The sequence below is a fragment of the Vibrio sp. 99-70-13A1 genome (assembly GCF_013114625.1).
Classification (GTDB): Bacteria; Pseudomonadota; Gammaproteobacteria; order Enterobacterales; family Vibrionaceae; genus Vibrio.
In genome coordinates this window covers 1-17,571 of record NZ_VTXD01000007.1, presented here as the reverse complement: position 1 = coordinate 17,571, position 17,571 = coordinate 1, and the positions used below count along the sequence as shown (strand labels likewise).

Genomic DNA, 17,571 nt, shown 5'->3' with positions numbered 1-17,571 from the left:
GTGACCAAGCTGCGATTTTTTACGCAAAATTGTGCACATGATCACGGTATGAAAAGTAACCTGATAATACATCGTTCTGTTAACCGATTTTTCCCGTTTCAATCAGCTGTTGAAGGATAGGTCTTACGATGAGCTCCATAGCAAAGCTCATCTTCCCGCCAGGCACGACTAGCGTATTATGTCGGGACATAAATGAGCCATCAATCATAGCTAGAAGATATGGAAAGTCGACATTTTTAATACCGCGCAATCGTATGACTACGAAACTTTCGTCTAAACTAGGGATGCCTTTTGCGTTCAAAGGATTCGATGTATCTACTGTTGGAACACGCTGGAAATTAATATGTGTGCGTGAAAATTGCGGTGTAATGTAGTTCAAATAGTCGTCCATTGAGCGAACAATTGAGTCCATTACCGCTTCACGAGAATGCCCTCGATCTCGAGTATCTCGGACGAACTTTTGAATCCACTCTAAGTTCACAATAGGTACCATGCCAATCAATAAATCGACATGCTGTGAGGCGTTAATATCGCCATCAACAACACCACCGTGCAGTCCTTCATAGAACATCACATCTGAATTTTCAGGGATTTCTTGCCAAGGAGTGAAAGTGCCTGGCATTTGATTGTATGGAACGGCTTCATCAAAAGTGTGTAGGTAGCGGCGTACTTGACCAGCCCCTTCATTGCCATACTTACGAAAAAACTCAGCTAGTGCCCCAAAGTCGTTCGCTTGCGGACCAAAGTAGCTGATGTGTTTTCCTTGCTCGCGGGCTTTACGGATCTCTACGTCCATTTCTGGGCGAGTGAAACGGTGAAAGCTATCGCCTTCTACCCATGCAGCCTTTACGTCCATCATATTGAACATTTTTCTAAAGGCTTCTGAAGTTGTAGTCGTACCGGCTCCTGATGAACCCGTTACTGCGATAATTGGATGTTTAGCGGACATGACAACCCTTGTCTTTGTAATAACTTACTTGTTAGCAATCGTTTTCACTATAACATGGCTCATTGGCTAACGCAGCATAGCTGTATGCTCACCAATATCGCATTTCTCGCTTATTTTCTTGTACTACTTCTCTTGTATTACATCGTATGTCGCAGCTGAATATCAACGGTCTCATGCAGCTCAGAAAAAACGATATTGGCATCACCTGTTTTCAGTTGATTTTTAACTTGGTCAATTTTGTTTTGTAGAGAAATTTCAACATCACCGTAGTCAGTACCTTCACGAAGCACAAACTCTTTAATGAGGTTTTCTAAGGTTTCAGGTGCAATGTCTTGCCATGGAATGATCATAAATACATCTCTATTTTACGGTCAGATTTTGGTTTGAACCTTAATTGGCTCAATTGAAATGACGAAAGAAAACAAGGCGGCTATTATGCCGAATCTTGGATACTTTCATAGTAGGCAGGTAATGCTTCTTCTAACCAAAAGCGAGGTTTTAAAGTATTCCCTGTAATAAATCCGACATGACCACCATGCTGAAAGAGTCGGTAATCAATATTTTCAGGAAGCACAAATTTAGGGATCACGGCATCAGTCATAAAAGGATCATCTTTAGCGTGAATGATCTGAGTAGGCAGTTTGATCTTTTGCAGCTTTGAAAGCGCTGAACATTTCACATAGTAATCTTGAGCGTTTTTGAAACCATGCAATGGAGCGGTAATCTTTTCATCAAATTCGTATAAGCGACGGATATTCTTGATTGATTCTGCGCTTATCCCTAGCTCATCAAGCAAAATCTGACCTTTTTTCAAGGCATTATCTTTTAGTGAGTTTAATAAGTACTTTTTGTAGACCTTGGAGAAGCCTTGCTCAATGCGACTTGAGCAGCTGGCAAGATCAAAAGGGGCTGACACTATGGTTGCGGCTGATAGCAAAGGGTCATCAGCGTAATCGGCTAAGTAATTAGCGAGCATGTTACCGCCCAAAGAAATGCCAACAGCCACTTTAGGATTGTCTGGGAATTGCTCGTTTAAAAATTCGAGAAAGAAGCGGGCATCTTCCACTTCACCTGAGTGATAGGCTCTAGCTAATCTGTTGGGTTTTCCGCTGCATCCTCTAAAGTGCATCATCACAGATAGCCAACCGTCCTTCGCGAAAGCATTCATTAACCCATTGGCATAAGGGCTTTCAAAGCTGCCTTCTAATCCGTGAAATAACACGAAGATAGGCTTCTTCTTTAGCTGCTCACTTTTCGGGTCTTCGCTCCAAGCAAGATCGAGAAAGTCACCATCTGGTGTATCTAAGGTTTGCCAAGTGGGTTTGAACAACGTCTGCTTGCGAATAAACCGCGGCACTAGAGTTTGTAGATGAGGGTTTGATAAGCCCGCAGCTGCGGTAAATATGGTCATAGAAAAACTCAGTCCATCTGTTAATGAGTAATAATATTTAGGCTTTTACTCTTTGAGCTTGGTCTATCAGTGCGTTGAGTGCAAGTGTTGAGTACGTATGAATGGAAGCAATGATGGCATATTGGGGAGTGCCAGTGAGTCATTAGCTCATTAGCTCATTAGCCGATAAACCAAGTATCCAAGTAATAGATGTCCCTTATAGGAGAGGGATAAGACTAGGTTGATATTTAAGAGTGCTGATGTCAGGCTTCTTTAGTCAATTGAGCTTATTTGATCAATTGGAGCTTATTGATTGGCGATATGAGGAGCAGGTTCTGAAAATGCGCGATAAAGAGACTCTCCACCCAGTAAACGGCAGTAGCGTAAAACAAGAGGCTCTTGGTAATTCGTATTAAGGGGAAGGGTATTAATGCAGTCCACCAAATCCGACTGCTGCTGTTTTTCAAGCTGAAGCTCAAACTGAAGAGCTTCTCGATACAGAGAATCAGAAACGTGATGCTTTAGGTGTTTTCTGAATTCACGATAGCTATGCAGTAAAGTCTCTGAGCGACTTAAACATTGCTGGACTTTGTGCCAGTCTTCTTCGTGAAAGCTAACTTGCTGCTCATCTAGCCATTTAAGTAGCAGCAGCAAGTTAACATTGCCATGGAAATTATTTTGGAGAGATAAGCACGCATCTTTTACTTCACGCACACTGTAATACTGAAGGCTAAACTGCCAGAGTCGTTCAAGTGTTAGTGATATCGTTACGTGCTCTAGGCTCATAGGCTATCTATATCCTGTTCCATTTGTTCTAGTTCTTCTTGGGCTGCCATCCAATCCATTTCAACTTCTTCTAATTGAGATTTACTGGTGGCTTGTTGTGCCAATACTTTATTAAGTCTAGCTTTATTTTCGGCTTCATAAAGAGAAGTGTCTGACAATTCTTGTTCTGCTTCTTCTAAAGAAAGTGTCAGCGAGTCCATTTTCTTTTCAAATTGAGTCAGCTTTTTACGAATTGGTGCAGTCAGTTTTCTGAATTCTGCCTCACGACGCTTTTGATCTTTTTTAGCGGCAGCACTATTGGTGCTTTCTTTTGCAGGAGCAAGTGCTTGCGCTTCTTTACGCTCGACTTTTTGTTGCTCTGATAACCATTTGTAATAGTCTGTTAGGTCACCATCAAAAGGAGCAACTTGCTTGTCATGTACTAAATATAGATCATCAGTTGTCGCGCGGAGTAAGTATCTATCGTGGCTGACAATGACCATTGCGCCTTCAAATGTTTGTAGGGCAAAAGTCAGAGCCTGACGCATATCCAAATCAAGGTGGTTGGTTGGTTCATCAAGTAGAAGTAAGTTCGGCTTTTGCCAAACGACTAATGCCAACACGAGGCGTGCTTTTTCGCCACCAGAGAAAGGCGCAACCTTATCCATGGCTTTTTCGCCTTGGAAACCAAAGCTACCTAGGTAATCACGCAATTGCTGTTCTGTGTGCTTTGGCGCAATTTGCATCATGTGCTGTAATGGTGTTTCTTCAGGGTGCAAAGTTTCCAATTGGTGCTGAGCAAAGTAGCCGATCTTAACGCCTTGAGAATAACTTAATTCACCACCTTGTTGTTTCAATTCACCAGAAAGCAGTTTGATCAGTGTTGATTTACCTGCGCCATTACGACCCAGTAAACCAATTCGGCTACCAGGAACCAAATTCAAACGAATCTTTTCGAGGATGAGGTGATCACCATAGCCTGCTGATACTTCGTCCATCATCATGATCGGATTTGGTAAAGCGTCTGGTTCTTTGAATTGGAAGTTAAACGGGTTATCAAATTGAGCAGGTAACACCTGTTCCATTTTTTCTAATGCTTTAATGCGGCTTTGTGCTTGGCGAGCTTTCGATGCTTTGTAACGGAAACGGTCAATGTAGCTTTGCATGTGCGACATTTGTTTCTGCTGCTTTTGATACATTGCTTGTTGAAGGATTAGCTTCTGAGCACGCTGTGTTTCGAAAGACGAGTAGTTACCGGTATATTCGTTCAGCAGTTGGTTTTCAACATGAATAATACGGTTCACGATTGGGTCTAAGAAGTCTCTATCGTGAGAAATCAGTACCAGTGTGCCTGGGTAGTTTTGCAACCAACGCTCTAACCACATTACTGCATCTAAATCTAAGTGGTTGGTTGGTTCATCAAGTAGCAGTAGATCACTTCGGCACAGTAGTGCTTGCGCTAGGTTTAAACGCATACGCCAACCACCAGAGAATTGTGGCAAGTTCCATGACATTTGCTCTTGGCTAAAGCCTAAACCATCTAGCAGTTCAGCCGCACGTGATTTAATTGTGTAGCCACCAATCGTTTCTATTTTACCGTGAATCTCCGCTACTAACGTGCCGTTATCATCTTGCTCGGCTTTTGCTAGTTGATCTTCTAATCCTCGATACTCTCTATCACCATCAATTACGTATTCAATGGCCGTGCGCTCTAATGCAGGTGTTTCTTGAGCAACCCACGCTAATTCCCAATGAGCAGGTTGGCTAAAGGTACCGCCATCAATAGAAAGTTCGTCTTTAATAAGAGCGAATAATGTGGACTTACCACAGCCGTTTTTACCGACTAGACCGACTTTATCGCCAGGTTGGATAGTTGCTGAAGCTTGTTCAAGTAATGGTTTACCGCCGCGAAGCAGTTGAATATCAGAGAAAGTAATCATAGAAATAGCAATTGAAATTAGAGGTGGGCAGACGACAGGCATAGTAGGGGTAAACCAGATAAAAGTCGATCACAATGCAATTTGGGTTATGATGCAGATAACATATTGATAACCTTTACTTGAATGCGTACTGTTTTATTTTAGGTAAATAGACGCTGTTTCAACGCTTTGCTTTGTAAGGAATGTTTCGAAGGAATGAGTAATACACCATTAGCTAATGAGTCAGTGCCTAAAGTTCTGATTATCTACGCTCACCCTGAGCCGCAAAGCTCGATTGCCAATCAGGTCATGATCAAAAAGATCGAGTCTTTGCATCACGTTAAGGTGCATGATTTGTATGCCGCCTATCCTGACTTTTTCATTGATGTTCCTTTTGAGCATCAATTGTTAAGTGAACATGATGTCATTGTGTTCCAACATCCTTTGTTTATGTACTCATGCCCATCCCTCTTAAAAGAATGGTTCGATCGTGTTTTGTGTAAAGGTTTTGCTTTTGGTGAAGAAACGGCACTACAAGGTAAATACTGGCGTAGTGTGATTACTACTGGTGGCAAAGAAGAAGCATTCGGTGAGAGCGGCTATAATAAATATCCTCTACAAGAAATTTTGCAACCGTTCGAATTGACGGCTTTGCTTTGCAAGATGAACTGGATGGAGCCTTTAGTGCTCCACTGGGCGAGAAACGTTTCAGATGCAGAGCGCTACCAACATGCTGACCAATATCGAAATTGGTTACGCAATCCGTTAGTCATTTCACCGGAAGATTCGACTCAAGACACAGGAGCAGAAGATGGCTCTGACTAGTGACTTTCTCCAAAGTAGTGTGATTTTCCTATCTGCTGCTGTTATTGCAGTTCCTATTGCTCAGCGAACAGGTCTGGGATCGGTTCTCGGTTATTTATTAGCAGGTGTGGCTATTGGTCCATGGGGGCTTGGGTTAATAAGTGATGTAGAAGCAATACTGCATTTCTCCGAGTTTGGCGTTGTATTACTCCTGTTCCTTATAGGGCTAGAACTTAACCCTAAAAAATTGTGGCAAATGCGGGGACCTATTTTAGGTTTAGGTGGCGCTCAGGTCACCTTGACCACATTGTTTATCTCAGCCGTGGCCAGTTTGTTTGTAGACACTTGGCAAGTCAGCCTTGTAATTGGTATGGGGTTAGCACTCTCTTCTACGGCTATTGCATTAAGAGTAATAGAAGAAAGAGGCTTAGCAGGAAAAGAAGCTGGTGACTCTGGTTTCGCGGTTTTACTTTTTCAAGATATCGCGGTAATTCCAATGCTTGCTGTTCTGCCATTATTGGCTGGTAGCACTGGTGGCGGTTGGCATGATGCAGCATGGATGATAGCCGGGGTTCTTGGTTTACTCATGGGTGGTCATTACTTAGTAAGACCTTTATTCCGCTATGTTGTTATGAGTGGAGTAAGAGAACTATTTACTGTTGCGGCGTTATTGCTTGTTATCGGCATTGCGGTGTTGATGCAAAAAATTGGTCTGTCGATGGCTCTTGGGACATTCTTGGCAGGGGTACTTCTTGCCGAAAGTGAATATCGCCATGAATTAGAAATTGCGATTGAGCCGTTTAAAGGTTTATTGCTTGGTTTGTTCTTTATTTCAGTAGGTATGGCGGTCAATCTAGGTCTATTAGCCTTAGCGCCATTTGAAGTATTGATCGCGGTTGCTGGGTTAGTGATAACCAAAGGCTTGATTTTGTATTATCTGGCACGGGCTTTTTCTATTGGTCCTAAAGCTAGAAGCCGCATGGCAATGATCTTAAGCCAAGGTGGTGAGTTCGCTTTTGTTATTTTTACTGCTGCAAGTACTCAAGGCATTCTAACGGCAGAGCAAGCCTCTTTTCTATTAGTGGTCGTGAGCTTATCTATGGTAACAACCCCATTGATGCTGAAGTTGCAGGATAAGTTTTTTGCTAAGCAATTAAATCAGATTAGTGAAGAAGAAGGCATGTCTTCGGATGTGATTGATCGTAGTCCAAGAGTTATCATTGCGGGCTTTGGTCGTTTTGGTCAGATTATCGGGCGTCTAATGTATGCCAATAAAATCCGAATCACAGTACTAGAAAGCGATGCGAGCCAAATCCATCTCTTAAGAAAGTTTGGTTATAAAGTGTTTTATGGTGATGCTACTCAGCTTGATCTATTAAGGGCTGCAGGGGCGGATAAAGCTGAAGCCATGGTGATTTGTACTGACTCGCCGGATGAGATCATGAAGATTGTTGATTTGTGTCGTCATCACTTCCCTCGCTTAAAATTACTTGCACGAGCAAGAAGCCGGGTAGAAGCGTATCAATTGATGAATCATGGTGTGGATAATTACTCTCGGGAAACCTTCTTAGGTGCATTAGATCTAGGTCGCCAAACACTGACCGAATTAGGCATGCATCCATATAAAGCAAAAAGAGCCGAAGCACATTTTAGAAAGCTAGATAATGCTATGTTAAAAGAATTGCTGCCTCAGCATACTGAAGATAAAGAATTAGCCTCAAGAGCTAAAGAAGCCCGTAAAGAGCTTGAAGAGATTTTTGGTCATGAGATGGAAAATGACCGTCAATCTCGAAATTATTGGCAATAAGTGTATCGGCATTATTGCCTAAGTGGCTTACCTACTAAAAACCAAAGCCGTAAAGGATAGATAACGTGAAACAGAAAAAACGCTTTATAGCGGGTGCAAGTTGCCCCAGTTGTAGTACTCAAGACACCCTACGCTGGTGGATTGAGAATAATATAGAGCTCGTAGAATGTGTGGAATGTGACTTCTCGGAACAAAGAAAACCGAAAGCTGTAGAAAAAAATGAACATGCTAAGCAGGAAATGATTGGTATTTTTAAGCCAGAATGATTGAGTTTCAGCAATTCATCCCCATAATGTCGATGTGTAAATTTTATTCTTAGGCTCTATGCGTAAAGAGCCTAGTTCAACCTCCTTGGAGCTCCCATGAAAATTGAAAAGAACGTAGTAGTTAGTGTCGCGTATCAAGTAAAACTTGAAGACGGCGTAGTTGTTGACCAATCGACAATCGAAGCTCCGTTAGATTACCTTCACGGTCACAACAACCTAATTACTGGTCTTGAAACTGAGCTTGAAGGCAAAGTTGCTGGTGACAAGTTCTCTGCAACTGTTACACCTGAAGACGCTTACGGCGAGCATAACGACGCACTAGTTCAGCGCGTTCCTGCTGATGTATTCCAAGGTGTTGAGCAAATCGAAGTTGGCATGCGTTTCCTAGCAGATACTGACCAAGGTCCAATCCCAGTTGAAGTGACTGAAGTAGATGGCGACGAAGTAGTGGTTGATGGTAACCACATGCTAGCTGGCCAAACTCTAACGTTTGACGTTGAAGTAGTGGCAGTTCGTGAAGCGACTGAAGAAGAAGTTCAACACGGTCACGTACACCAAGAAGGTGGCTGTGGTCACGACCACGATCATGACCATGATCACGAAGGCGGCTGCTGTGGTGGCGAAGGTCACGACCACGGTGAAGAGAAAAAAGAAGGCTGCTGCGGTGGCGGTGGCTGCGGTTCTCACTAAGAATCGAGCCTTCAATGTGTTAATGCATTGAGCAATAGCCTCCTTTAATGGGGGCTTTTTTATACCCCAAAGAAAATTACGTTGAACATCTCGTGGTTATATTGATACTGAGAAGTTCAAGTTCAAGTTCAAGTTCAAGTTCAAGTTCAAGTTTAACGGAGAGCGGCAATGACTCAACCTTTTTCAATAGCAATTCATGGTGGTGCGGGTACGATTTTACGATCTCAAATGAGTGACGAACTTCATCAAGAGATTATCTCTGCACTCGAAAAATCAGTTCTGGCTGGGCATCAAGTATTGCAAAGTGGTGGTGATGCGGTAGATGCGGTCGTAGATGCGGTAAAAGTGATGGAAGACTGCCCACATTTTAATGCGGGTAAAGGCTCTGTATTGACTCATGATGAGTTTGTTGAAATGGATGCTTCTGTTATGCACGGTTTAGAAATAGATGCTGGAGCCATTGCTGGGGTTCGCCATATTAAAAACCCTATTGAGCTGGCTCGTGACGTGATGCGAAAGAGTAACCATGTTTTACTGATTGGCGAAGGTGCAGAAAAGTTCGCGTTTGAACATGACTATGAATATACAGAGCAAGATTACTTCTTCACTGAACGTCGCTATGAGCAACTATTGTCGATGAAGGAAAAAGGCTTATTTGCCCTTTCTGAATCAAAAGATCCAGAGCCATCCGAGTCACCATCGGCAAAAACTCAATATCCAGATGATAAAAAATACGGAACTGTTGGAGCTGTGGCTTTAGATATGCAAGGAAACCTTGCCGCTGCTACAAGTACTGGTGGGGTGACGAATAAAAAGTACGGGCGCGTAGGGGATTCACCCATTGTAGGGGCGGGTACTATGGCTGAAAATGGCAATGTTGCAGTGTCTACGACTGGAATGGGTGAGTTCTTTTTAAGAAAAATGGTTGCCGGTGATGTTGCTGCTCGAATGAGATACTTGAATGAAGATGTGCATACGGCTTGTGAGCATATTATTCAAGGAGACTTAAAAACAATGGGTGGTGAAGGTGGTTTAATTGCCGTCGACAGCAAAGGGGATATTCATTTTGGAATGAATAGCTCCGGGATGTACCGAGCAAGTGTGGATATTCACGGTAAGGTAGAAGTGAAAATTTACGCGGATGAATAGATACCCGTAAGAATGAACTTGTAGAAAGTAAGAATCCTATAAAATAAAAAGGTAACCAATATAAATGGTTACCTTTTATTTTGTATACTCTTTATCAGCGATAGTAGTCATCATTCCGCTTTTAATAATGCGGTGGTGGTGTCTCTTCTGATACATCGGCTAAGTTGGAGTTATCCATGTTTTTTACTTTGCCTACGACAAACTTCATCTGGTCTTGCATTCTAGTAATCAATAATTGCTGCTGAGACAAAGCATCGTTTAGCTCTTCAATGGTTTGTTCTTGAAAGGCTAGCTTACACTCAAGATCTTCAATGCGATCTTGCAATGGCTGAAGGTTGTTATCCGTCATAATTAATCGTCGAGTTTCCAAGCTTGTGCAATACCGGCTGAAGTAGCGGTAATCACTCGCTGCTGTGAATCAAAGGCTGCATCATACACTACCGCACGTGGAGGGCGAGTATCTTTTAGTGGTTCAACTTGGTACTTTGAAATCCTTTCCCCATTTTCTGTATCCCACACATTAACTTGCCCTGCAGGTGTGCCTGTAACCAGTTTAGAACCATCATCTGAAAATCGAGCACTTGAGAATATAAGCTGGCGAGACCAACTTTTAAGTGGGGTTTGATTATCGGCATCACTCAAATCCCAAACAATGGCTTGGTTACCGCCATCAGAAGTAAAAGCAAGCTCACCATCGCGCTGTAAAGCCACTCTATTTACACGTTGCTCATGCTCAAATTGTCGTATTACTAAGCCGGTTTCGGTATCCCAAAGATAAGCTTTATAGTCATTACCACCTGAGAGGGCAAAGCGACCATTGGAAGATAACGCGACAGAATTAACTTTTTCTCGGTGGGCAAGGAACTCTAGGCGTCGCCCGGTGACTAAGTCCACATAAATAGCTTTACCGTTGGATAACCCAAGCAAGACTTTTTCACCGTTGCTTGATATATCAACATCGCGGATAAGACCGTCAGATATCGACCATAGTCCTTCTGCTTGAGTCCAAGATAAATCCCAAACGGCAAAATTGAGTTGGCTTGCAGTAATGGCATAGCGACCATTGTCAGATATGCGTATCTTGGATACTGAATTGGCAGCAGGGTCTTGTTGACCGAGTTGCGCTAATTCTTGGTCTTCTTCTAGGTCCCAAAGCAGAAGATGCTTTTGCTTTGAATAGAGTAAAGCAAAGCGACCATCACGGCTAAGTGCGAAGCTGGTGGTACCGCTGGGCTCTATTTCCCAACGTTGTTCTTCTTTAGCAGAGAACAGACATCCATTTAACAGGGTGATGACAATTGCACATAGCAATGAGTGAGAAATTATTCGCATCACTTCTAATAATCCAGTTTGTGTCGACAGACATATAACTAGTATATTGGTATAACTAACCTATTCACACCAATCTAATAATGAGATTTGTGCACAATAACCAATGGCTTGGCCATTAATTGGAGATTTTAATGAAATCAGTTTTAAAAGTATCGCTTCTTGCTGCAACGGTTATGTTAGCAGTTGGTTGTCAGAAAGAAGAGCCACAAGCAGAAGCGCCACAAACTGAGCAAGTGCAAGCAGAAGCAAGCCAAGTTACTAGTTTTAAATCAGACGATGATAAAGCGGCATACGCAATTGGTGTATCGTTCGCAAACTACCTAAGCACAAGCATTGATAAGCCAAGCGAGCTAGGTATTAATCTAGACAAAGACATCGTACTTAAGGGTATCGAAGATGTATTCGCTGGAAATTCTGAGCTGAATGAAGAAGAAACTCGCGCTGCGCTAGAATCACTAGACAAGCGTGTTGCTGAAACGATGCAAGCTCAAGCTGTTGAAAAAGCAGCAGCAGCGATGAAGGTTGGCAATGACTTCCGCAGCGAATTCGCGAAAGAGGAAGGCGTAAGTCAAACTGAATCAGGTCTACTTTACCAAGTACTGTCTTCAGCTGAAGGTGAGTCACCAAAAGATTCAGATACTGTTCAAGTACATTACAAAGGTACTTTGATTGACGGTACTCAGTTCGATAGTTCTTACGATCGTGGCGAACCAGCGACTTTCCCTCTAAATCGAGTGATTCCTGGTTGGACTGAAGGTGTTCAACTAATGCAAGTGGGTTCTAAGTACAAGTTTGTTATCCCGCCAGAGCTAGCTTACGGTGAGCAAGATACACCGACAATTCCAGCTAACTCAACTCTCGTATTTGAAGTTGAGCTTCTAAAAATTGATAACGGCGAAGAGACCGCTGTTCAATAATTAGCGCTTTAAGCGATACGTAAAGGTCTAACTTAGGTTAGGCCTTTTCTTTTTGTATTCAGGATAATATTTGAAAATAGAAGTTGTTCTAAATCACTAGTTCTAATGTTAGCTAGGTGTTCATTTCAAATTTTCTGATAAACTTACATAAATTTGTTGATTTTTCAGACGAAGGTAAGGGATTAGTGACAACTACAGAAACTCTTAACGCTGATATGTTGCTTGAAATGGAATCTGTCCATGTGATGCCATTCAGCGAGCACGATAAAATAATTCTTCGATCTTATGAAGCGGTTGTCGATGGTATTGCTAGCCTTATCGGTCCGTTTTGTGAAATCGTTTTGCACTCATTAGAAGATCTTAATACTTCTGCAATCAAGATTGCTAATGGCGAGAATACTGGTCGACAAGTAGGCTCGCCTATCACCGACCTCGCGCTTAAAATGCTAAAAGATATTGAAGGGTCAGAAAGAAATTTCTCACGCTCATATTTTACACGCGCAAAAGGCGGGGTATTAATGAAATCAATCACCGTAGCAATCCGAAATGGAGATCAGCGAGTGATTGGTCTGCTGTGCATTAACGTCAACCTTGATGCTCCTTTTTCTCAAGTATTACATTCATTTATGCCGACCCAAGAAGCTGAGGAAGCTGCATCTTCAGTAAACTTTGCGAGTGATGTAGAAGAGCTAGTTGACCAAACGGTAGAGCGCACAATTGAAGAAATTAATGCGGACAAAGCCGTTTCGAATAATACTAAAAACCGTCAAATAGTGATGGAGCTTTACGATAAAGGCATCTTTGATATTAAAGATGCTATCAACCGTGTAGCTGACCGCCTTAATATTTCAAAACATACGGTTTACCTCTACATTCGTCAACGTAAGACAGAGGATGAAGAAAGTTGAGTTCTTTCCTTACATACACGCTTGTAGTGAACGGACCCGTGTATGGCTCCCAGTCTGCACGTAATGCGTATTTGTTTGCAAAGGCGTTAATAGAGAAAGGGCATCAGCTTAAAAGCGTATTTTTCTATCAAGATGGAGTCACCAATGGATCGAGTCTAACGGTACCTGCTAACGATGAGTTTGATTTAGTAGCAGCATGGCAAGCTCTCTCGTCTGAGCATAATGTCAGTTTAGAAACTTGCGTGGCGGCTGCGTTAAGAAGAGGAGTCATCGGTGAGGATGAGGCTAGCCTGCATAAGTTAAGCTCATCAAACCTAGCTGAAGGCTTCTCTCAAAGTGGTTTAGGAAGCTTGGCTGAAGCCTTATTAAGCCAAGATAGGATTGTACAGTTTTGAAGAAGTTAGCATTCGTTTTTCACCATTTTCCTCATAGTACCTCTTCAGGTCGAGAAGGACTCGATGCACTACTTGCTGCTTCAGCGTATACAGAAGAGATTTCCGTATTCTTTTTGGGCGATGGAGTTACTCAATTACTCGAAAATCAAAGCCCAGACAAGGTGCTTAGCCGTGATTATATCTCAGCGTTTAAACTGATGGACCTATACGATATTGAGAACGTATATGTCTGCCAATCTAGCCTAAAACAATTCGGTCTGAGTGAGGATAAGCTTCTTATCGAGGTTGAATGCCTTTCGAAAAACGACATCATAAATAAGTTAGCACTTTGTGACCAACTATTAACCTTTTAAGGTCGAATATGCTTCATATCGTAAAATCTTTAAGCAAACTTCCTTTAGTTCTTCAGTATTTTTCGGAAGATGATCATCTTATTTTGACTGAAGATTCGGTTTATGCCTCTCTCCCAAATCATGAATATCACACGCAATTACACGACTTAAATAAGGTATCAGTCTTAGAAGCTGATCTACAAAGTCGAGGTCTACAAAATTTAGTCAGTGAAACCCTTGAACAAGTAGATTTTGAAGAATTTGTAGAGTTGACAGTATTGCATTTAAAATCAACAACTTGGTAGTTATTGTGAGTGTAATTTTGGATGTGTAAATTTTCCTGAGCTCTAGACGGCTAAAAAAGATCTGTATATTTCTTGACACACATCCCACTGCTGAATAGAATTTTGCGTCCCTATTTACACTATGTGTATAGGGTCTAGATTTTTCATCAAGCTTACTTTTAAGTAAATCAGGAGCTAGTTAATGGCAACTATTAACCAGTTGGTTCGCAAACCTCGTGTAAAGCAAGTTGTTAAAAGCAACGTGCCAGCACTAGAAGCGTGCCCACAAAAACGTGGTGTATGTACTCGCGTATATACTACTACTCCAAAAAAACCGAACTCAGCATTACGTAAAGTATGTCGTGTTCGTCTAACTAACGGCTTTGAAGTTACTTCATACATCGGCGGCGAAGGTCATAACCTTCAAGAACACAGTGTTGTTCTTATCCGTGGTGGTCGTGTTAAAGATTTACCAGGTGTGCGTTACCACACTGTTCGCGGTGCACTTGACTGTGCAGGCGTTAACGACCGTAAGAAAGGTCGTTCTAAGTATGGTGTGAAACGTCCTAAGTCTTAATGCGTCTTTTTTAAAAAGAAAGCGTTAAGTAAGGCCAAACACTATTTATTTATTATTCTGAAAAGTTTTGGAAAAAACCTGAAGAAGACAACGGAGAAATTCCATGCCACGTCGTCGCGTTATAGGCCAGCGTAAGATCCTTCCAGATCCTAAGTTCAAATCTGAACTGCTGGCAAAATTCGTTAACATCCTTATGGTTGACGGAAAAAAATCTACTGCAGAGAAGATTGTTTACACTGCACTAGAAGTTATGGCTGAGAAATCTGGTAAAGATCACTTAGCTGTATTTGAAGAAGCTCTTGAAAATGTTCGTCCAGCGGTAGAAGTTAAATCTCGCCGTGTGGGTGGTTCAACTTACCAAGTACCTGTAGAAGTTCGTCCGGTTCGCCGTAACGCTCTTGCTATGCGTTGGGTAGTTGAAGCTGCGCGTAAGCGTGGTGAAAAATCTATGGCTCAACGCCTAGCTGCTGAAATGCTAGACGCGTCTGAGAACAAAGGTACTTCGGTTAAGAAACGTGAAGACGTTCACCGTATGGCTGACGCAAACAAAGCGTTCGCACATTACCGCTGGTAATACCTTTTCAGTGCTGCAAGGTTCCTTGCAGCACTTCTTTAGTTCCTATGCTTATGCTAGGAACTATTGCTATTTCTAGGGCAAAGCTTTTTAGCGAAGTATCGCTTTTAACGCATAATCTAGGCATAGCAATAGTCCCTAAGTCTCTAATAAGAGGATTCAACCGTGGCTCGTAAAACTCCTATTGAGCAGTACCGTAATATCGGTATCGTTGCTCACGTAGATGCAGGTAAAACAACCACAAGTGAACGTATTCTGTTCTATACCGGTCTTTCTCACAAAATCGGCGAAGTTCACGATGGTGCAGCAACCATGGACTGGATGGAGCAAGAGCAAGAGCGCGGTATTACGATCACTTCAGCAGCAACTACTACGTTTTGGCGTGGTATGGAAGCTCAGTATTCTGACCACCGCATCAACATCATCGATACTCCTGGGCACGTTGACTTCACTATCGAAGTAGAACGTTCTCTGCGTGTACTTGATGGTGCAGTTGTTGTTTTCTGTGGCTCATCTGGTGTTGAACCTCAGTCAGAGACAGTATGGCGTCAAGCTGATAAGTACCAAGTTCCACGTATGGTTTTCGTTAACAAAATGGACCGTACAGGCGCAGATTTCTTGCGTGTAGTTGAACAGATTAAGGACCGCCTAGGTGCGACTCCTGTTCCTATTCAACTTAACATTGGTGCTGAAGAAAATTTCCAGGGTGTTGTCGATCTTATTAAGATGAAGGCAATCAACTGGAACGAAGCTGACCAAGGCATGACTTTTACGTACGAAGACATTCCAGCAGACATGCAAGAAATGGCTGAAGAATATCGTATAGAACTTGTTGAAGCTGCTGCAGAAGCAAATGAAGAGCTAATGGATAAATACCTTGAAGAAGGTGAATTGACAGAAGCTGAAATCAAACAAGGTCTTCGTACTCGTACCCTTAATAATGAAATCGTACTTGCAACTTGCGGTAGTGCTTTCAAAAACAAAGGTGTACAAGCTGTTCTAGATGCAGTTGTGGATTTCCTTCCTTCTCCAGTCGATGTACCTGCTATTAAAGGTATCGATGATGACGAGAATGAAATTGAGCGTCACGCGGACGACAAAGAACCGTTCTCAGCGCTAGCATTTAAAATTGCAACAGACCCATTTGTTGGTACTTTAACTTTCATCCGTGTTTACTCTGGTGTTGTTGAAAGCGGTAAGACAGCTTACAACTCTGTGAAGAAACAACGTGAACGTTTAGGGCGCATTGTTCAAATGCACTCAAACAAACGTGAAGAAGTAAAAGAAGTACGAGCTGGTGACATCGCAGCCATTATCGGTCTTAAAGATGTTACTACTGGTGAAACTCTATGTGATCAGAACCATAAAATTGTTCTTGAACGTATGGAATTCCCAGATCCAGTTATTCAGATCGTTGTAGAGCCTCGCTCTCAAGCTGATCAAGATAAAATGACTATCGCGTTAGGTAAGCTAGCGGCAGAAGATCCATCGTTCCGTGTTGAAACGGATGACGAAACTGGTCAGACACTAATTTCTGGCATGGGTGAACTGCACTTAGATATCATCGTTGACCGCATGAAACGTGAATTCAGCGTGAACTGCAACGTTGGTAATCCGCAAGTTGCTTATCGTGAAACCATTCGTGGTACAGCGAAAGCTGAAGGTAAATTTATCCGCGAACACGGTGGTAAAGGACAGTACGGTCACGTGTGGCTTAAACTGGAACCATCAGAAGTCGGTGAAGGCTTTGTCTTCGTAGATGAAATTGCCAATGGTATCGTGCCAAAAGAGTTTATTACCTCTGTCGCTAAAGGCGTTGAAGAGCAAATGAACAATGGTGTTCTAGCGGGCTATCCAGTTTTGGATATCAAAGCTACACTATATGATGGTTCTTACCATGAAGTAGATTCAAGTGAGATGGCGTTTACAATCGCTGCCTCTATGGCTTTCAGAACAGGTGCACTTGAAGCGCAACCTGTACTGCTTGAGCCTATGATGAAAGTTGAAGTAACTACTCCAGAAGATTGGATGGGTGACGTTGTTGGCGATATTAACCGTCGTCGCGGCATCATCGAAGGTATGGACGAGGGGACAGCTGGCCTGAAGATAATTCGTGCACAAGTTCCGTTGTCTGTCATGTTCGGTTACGCAACTGATTTGCGTTCTGCGACACAAGGTCGTGCTTCTTACTCTATGGAGTTTAGTGAGTACGCTGAAGTGCCAAAAAATGTTGCTAATGCAATCATTGCAGAGCGTGGTTAAACAAAAGGGATACATTTCTTTCATTTTTTGAAAGATCAATGCGTCCAAATATTGCGCTAACGAGAGTTGGCGCATAAAATAGCAATTTCTGGCGCGTCTCGCTCAATAATGAACGTGGCGAATCATAACTAGGAAGGAACACGATTGTGTCTAAAGAAAAATTTGAACGTACGAAACCGCACGTAAACGTTGGTACTATCGGCCACGTTGACCACGGTAAAACAACTCTAACTGCTGCTATCTGTACTACA

Annotated in this window: 21 protein-coding genes; 14 read left to right on the top strand and 7 right to left on the bottom strand. The window is 42.4% G+C overall.

Going from position 1 to position 17,571, the window contains the following annotated elements; all coding sequences use genetic code 11:
• Nucleotides 1-79: 79 nt before the first annotated feature.
• The 5 genes from F0226_RS07105 to F0226_RS07085 all read right to left on the bottom strand — a co-directional run bounded on the left by F0226_RS07105 (nucleotide 80) and on the right by F0226_RS07085 (nucleotide 5,044).
• Complete coding sequence (locus F0226_RS07105; RefSeq protein WP_171734993.1) at nucleotides 80-949, bottom strand: phosphoribulokinase; 870 nt, start codon at nucleotides 947-949, stop codon at nucleotides 80-82.
• Nucleotides 950-1,086: 137 nt separating this feature from the next.
• Nucleotides 1,087-1,299, bottom strand: coding sequence for a YheU family protein (locus F0226_RS07100; RefSeq protein WP_171734992.1), 213 nt, complete (start codon nucleotides 1,297-1,299; stop codon nucleotides 1,087-1,089).
• An 83-nt stretch (nucleotides 1,300-1,382) separates the two neighbouring features.
• Nucleotides 1,383-2,360, bottom strand: a complete 978-nt coding sequence (locus F0226_RS07095; protein WP_171734991.1) for a hydrolase — start codon at nucleotides 2,358-2,360, stop codon at nucleotides 1,383-1,385.
• A gap of 285 nt (nucleotides 2,361-2,645) precedes the next feature.
• Complete coding sequence (locus F0226_RS07090; protein ID WP_171734990.1) at nucleotides 2,646-3,125, bottom strand: TIGR02444 family protein; 480 nt, start codon at nucleotides 3,123-3,125, stop codon at nucleotides 2,646-2,648.
• Nucleotides 3,122-5,044 carry an ABC transporter ATP-binding protein gene (locus F0226_RS07085; RefSeq protein ID WP_171734989.1) on the bottom strand — a complete coding sequence of 641 codons (1,923 nt, stop codon included), beginning with the start codon at nucleotides 5,042-5,044 and terminating at the stop codon, nucleotides 3,122-3,124. The genes F0226_RS07090 and F0226_RS07085 overlap by 4 nt, the downstream gene beginning before the upstream one ends.
• Nucleotides 5,045-5,239: 195 nt before the next feature.
• Between F0226_RS07085 and kefG the strand changes: the two genes are divergently transcribed.
• From kefG to F0226_RS07060, 5 genes are all read left to right on the top strand, one after another.
• Entirely contained in the window at nucleotides 5,240-5,848 is a 609-nt protein-coding gene (gene kefG, locus F0226_RS07080; protein WP_171734988.1) for a glutathione-regulated potassium-efflux system ancillary protein KefG, read from the top strand.
• On the top strand, nucleotides 5,835-7,634 hold the full coding sequence (gene kefB / locus F0226_RS07075) for a glutathione-regulated potassium-efflux system protein KefB (RefSeq protein WP_171734987.1): 1,800 nt from the start codon (nucleotides 5,835-5,837) through the stop codon (nucleotides 7,632-7,634). The genes kefG and kefB overlap by 14 nt, the downstream gene beginning before the upstream one ends.
• Before the next feature lie 65 nt (nucleotides 7,635-7,699).
• Nucleotides 7,700-7,900, top strand: coding sequence for a YheV family putative zinc ribbon protein (locus tag F0226_RS07070; RefSeq protein WP_137375116.1), 201 nt, complete (start codon nucleotides 7,700-7,702; stop codon nucleotides 7,898-7,900).
• 96 nt (nucleotides 7,901-7,996) lie between these two features.
• A complete protein-coding gene (gene slyD, locus F0226_RS07065) occupies nucleotides 7,997-8,590 on the top strand; it encodes a peptidylprolyl isomerase (RefSeq protein WP_171734986.1) in 594 nt (197 codons plus the stop codon).
• Nucleotides 8,591-8,758: 168 nt separating this feature from the next.
• A complete protein-coding gene (locus F0226_RS07060) occupies nucleotides 8,759-9,739 on the top strand; it encodes an isoaspartyl peptidase/L-asparaginase (protein WP_171734985.1) in 981 nt (326 codons plus the stop codon).
• 121 nt (nucleotides 9,740-9,860) lie between these two features.
• Here F0226_RS07060 and F0226_RS07055 read toward each other — a convergent pair whose 3' ends face one another.
• Both F0226_RS07055 and F0226_RS07050 read right to left on the bottom strand, forming a co-directional pair.
• Entirely contained in the window at nucleotides 9,861-10,088 is a 228-nt protein-coding gene (locus F0226_RS07055; protein WP_171734984.1) for a SlyX family protein, read from the bottom strand.
• Between the two features lie 2 nt (nucleotides 10,089-10,090).
• The gene (locus tag F0226_RS07050) at nucleotides 10,091-11,071 is read right to left on the bottom strand and encodes a hypothetical protein (RefSeq protein WP_171735083.1); all 981 of its coding nucleotides are present in this window, start codon (nucleotides 11,069-11,071) and stop codon (nucleotides 10,091-10,093) included.
• Between the two features lie 131 nt (nucleotides 11,072-11,202).
• On the opposite strand from F0226_RS07050, the gene fkpA reads away from it, so the two are divergent.
• The 9 genes from fkpA to F0226_RS07005 all read left to right on the top strand — a co-directional run.
• Nucleotides 11,203-11,988, top strand: coding sequence for an FKBP-type peptidyl-prolyl cis-trans isomerase (gene fkpA / locus F0226_RS07045; RefSeq protein ID WP_137375121.1), 786 nt, complete (start codon nucleotides 11,203-11,205; stop codon nucleotides 11,986-11,988).
• A gap of 185 nt (nucleotides 11,989-12,173) precedes the next feature.
• Entirely contained in the window at nucleotides 12,174-12,896 is a 723-nt protein-coding gene (locus F0226_RS07040) for a PAS domain-containing protein (RefSeq protein WP_171734983.1), read from the top strand.
• Nucleotides 12,893-13,291 carry a sulfurtransferase complex subunit TusD gene (tusD, locus tag F0226_RS07035; protein WP_171734982.1) on the top strand — a complete coding sequence of 133 codons (399 nt, stop codon included), beginning with the start codon at nucleotides 12,893-12,895 and terminating at the stop codon, nucleotides 13,289-13,291. The genes F0226_RS07040 and tusD overlap by 4 nt, the downstream gene beginning before the upstream one ends.
• Complete coding sequence (tusC, locus tag F0226_RS07030; protein WP_171734981.1) at nucleotides 13,288-13,644, top strand: sulfurtransferase complex subunit TusC; 357 nt, start codon at nucleotides 13,288-13,290, stop codon at nucleotides 13,642-13,644. The genes tusD and tusC overlap by 4 nt, the downstream gene beginning before the upstream one ends.
• 8 nt (nucleotides 13,645-13,652) lie before the next feature.
• Nucleotides 13,653-13,928 (top strand): sulfurtransferase complex subunit TusB, encoded by a 276-nt coding sequence (tusB, locus tag F0226_RS07025; protein WP_171734980.1) that lies wholly within the window; start codon nucleotides 13,653-13,655, stop codon nucleotides 13,926-13,928.
• A 181-nt stretch (nucleotides 13,929-14,109) separates the two neighbouring features.
• A complete protein-coding gene (rpsL, locus tag F0226_RS07020) occupies nucleotides 14,110-14,484 on the top strand; it encodes a 30S ribosomal protein S12 (RefSeq protein WP_017035800.1) in 375 nt (124 codons plus the stop codon).
• Between the two features lie 103 nt (nucleotides 14,485-14,587).
• Nucleotides 14,588-15,058: a 30S ribosomal protein S7 gene (gene rpsG / locus F0226_RS07015; protein WP_012604916.1), complete on the top strand. Its 471-nt coding sequence runs from the start codon at nucleotides 14,588-14,590 to the stop codon at nucleotides 15,056-15,058.
• Between the two features lie 165 nt (nucleotides 15,059-15,223).
• The gene (fusA, locus tag F0226_RS07010) at nucleotides 15,224-17,320 is read left to right on the top strand and encodes an elongation factor G (RefSeq protein ID WP_171734979.1); all 2,097 of its coding nucleotides are present in this window, start codon (nucleotides 15,224-15,226) and stop codon (nucleotides 17,318-17,320) included.
• A 146-nt stretch (nucleotides 17,321-17,466) separates the two neighbouring features.
• Nucleotides 17,467-17,571, top strand: a 105-nt coding sequence (locus F0226_RS07005; RefSeq protein WP_238928544.1) for a GTP-binding protein, incomplete at its 3' end; no start/stop codon positions are given.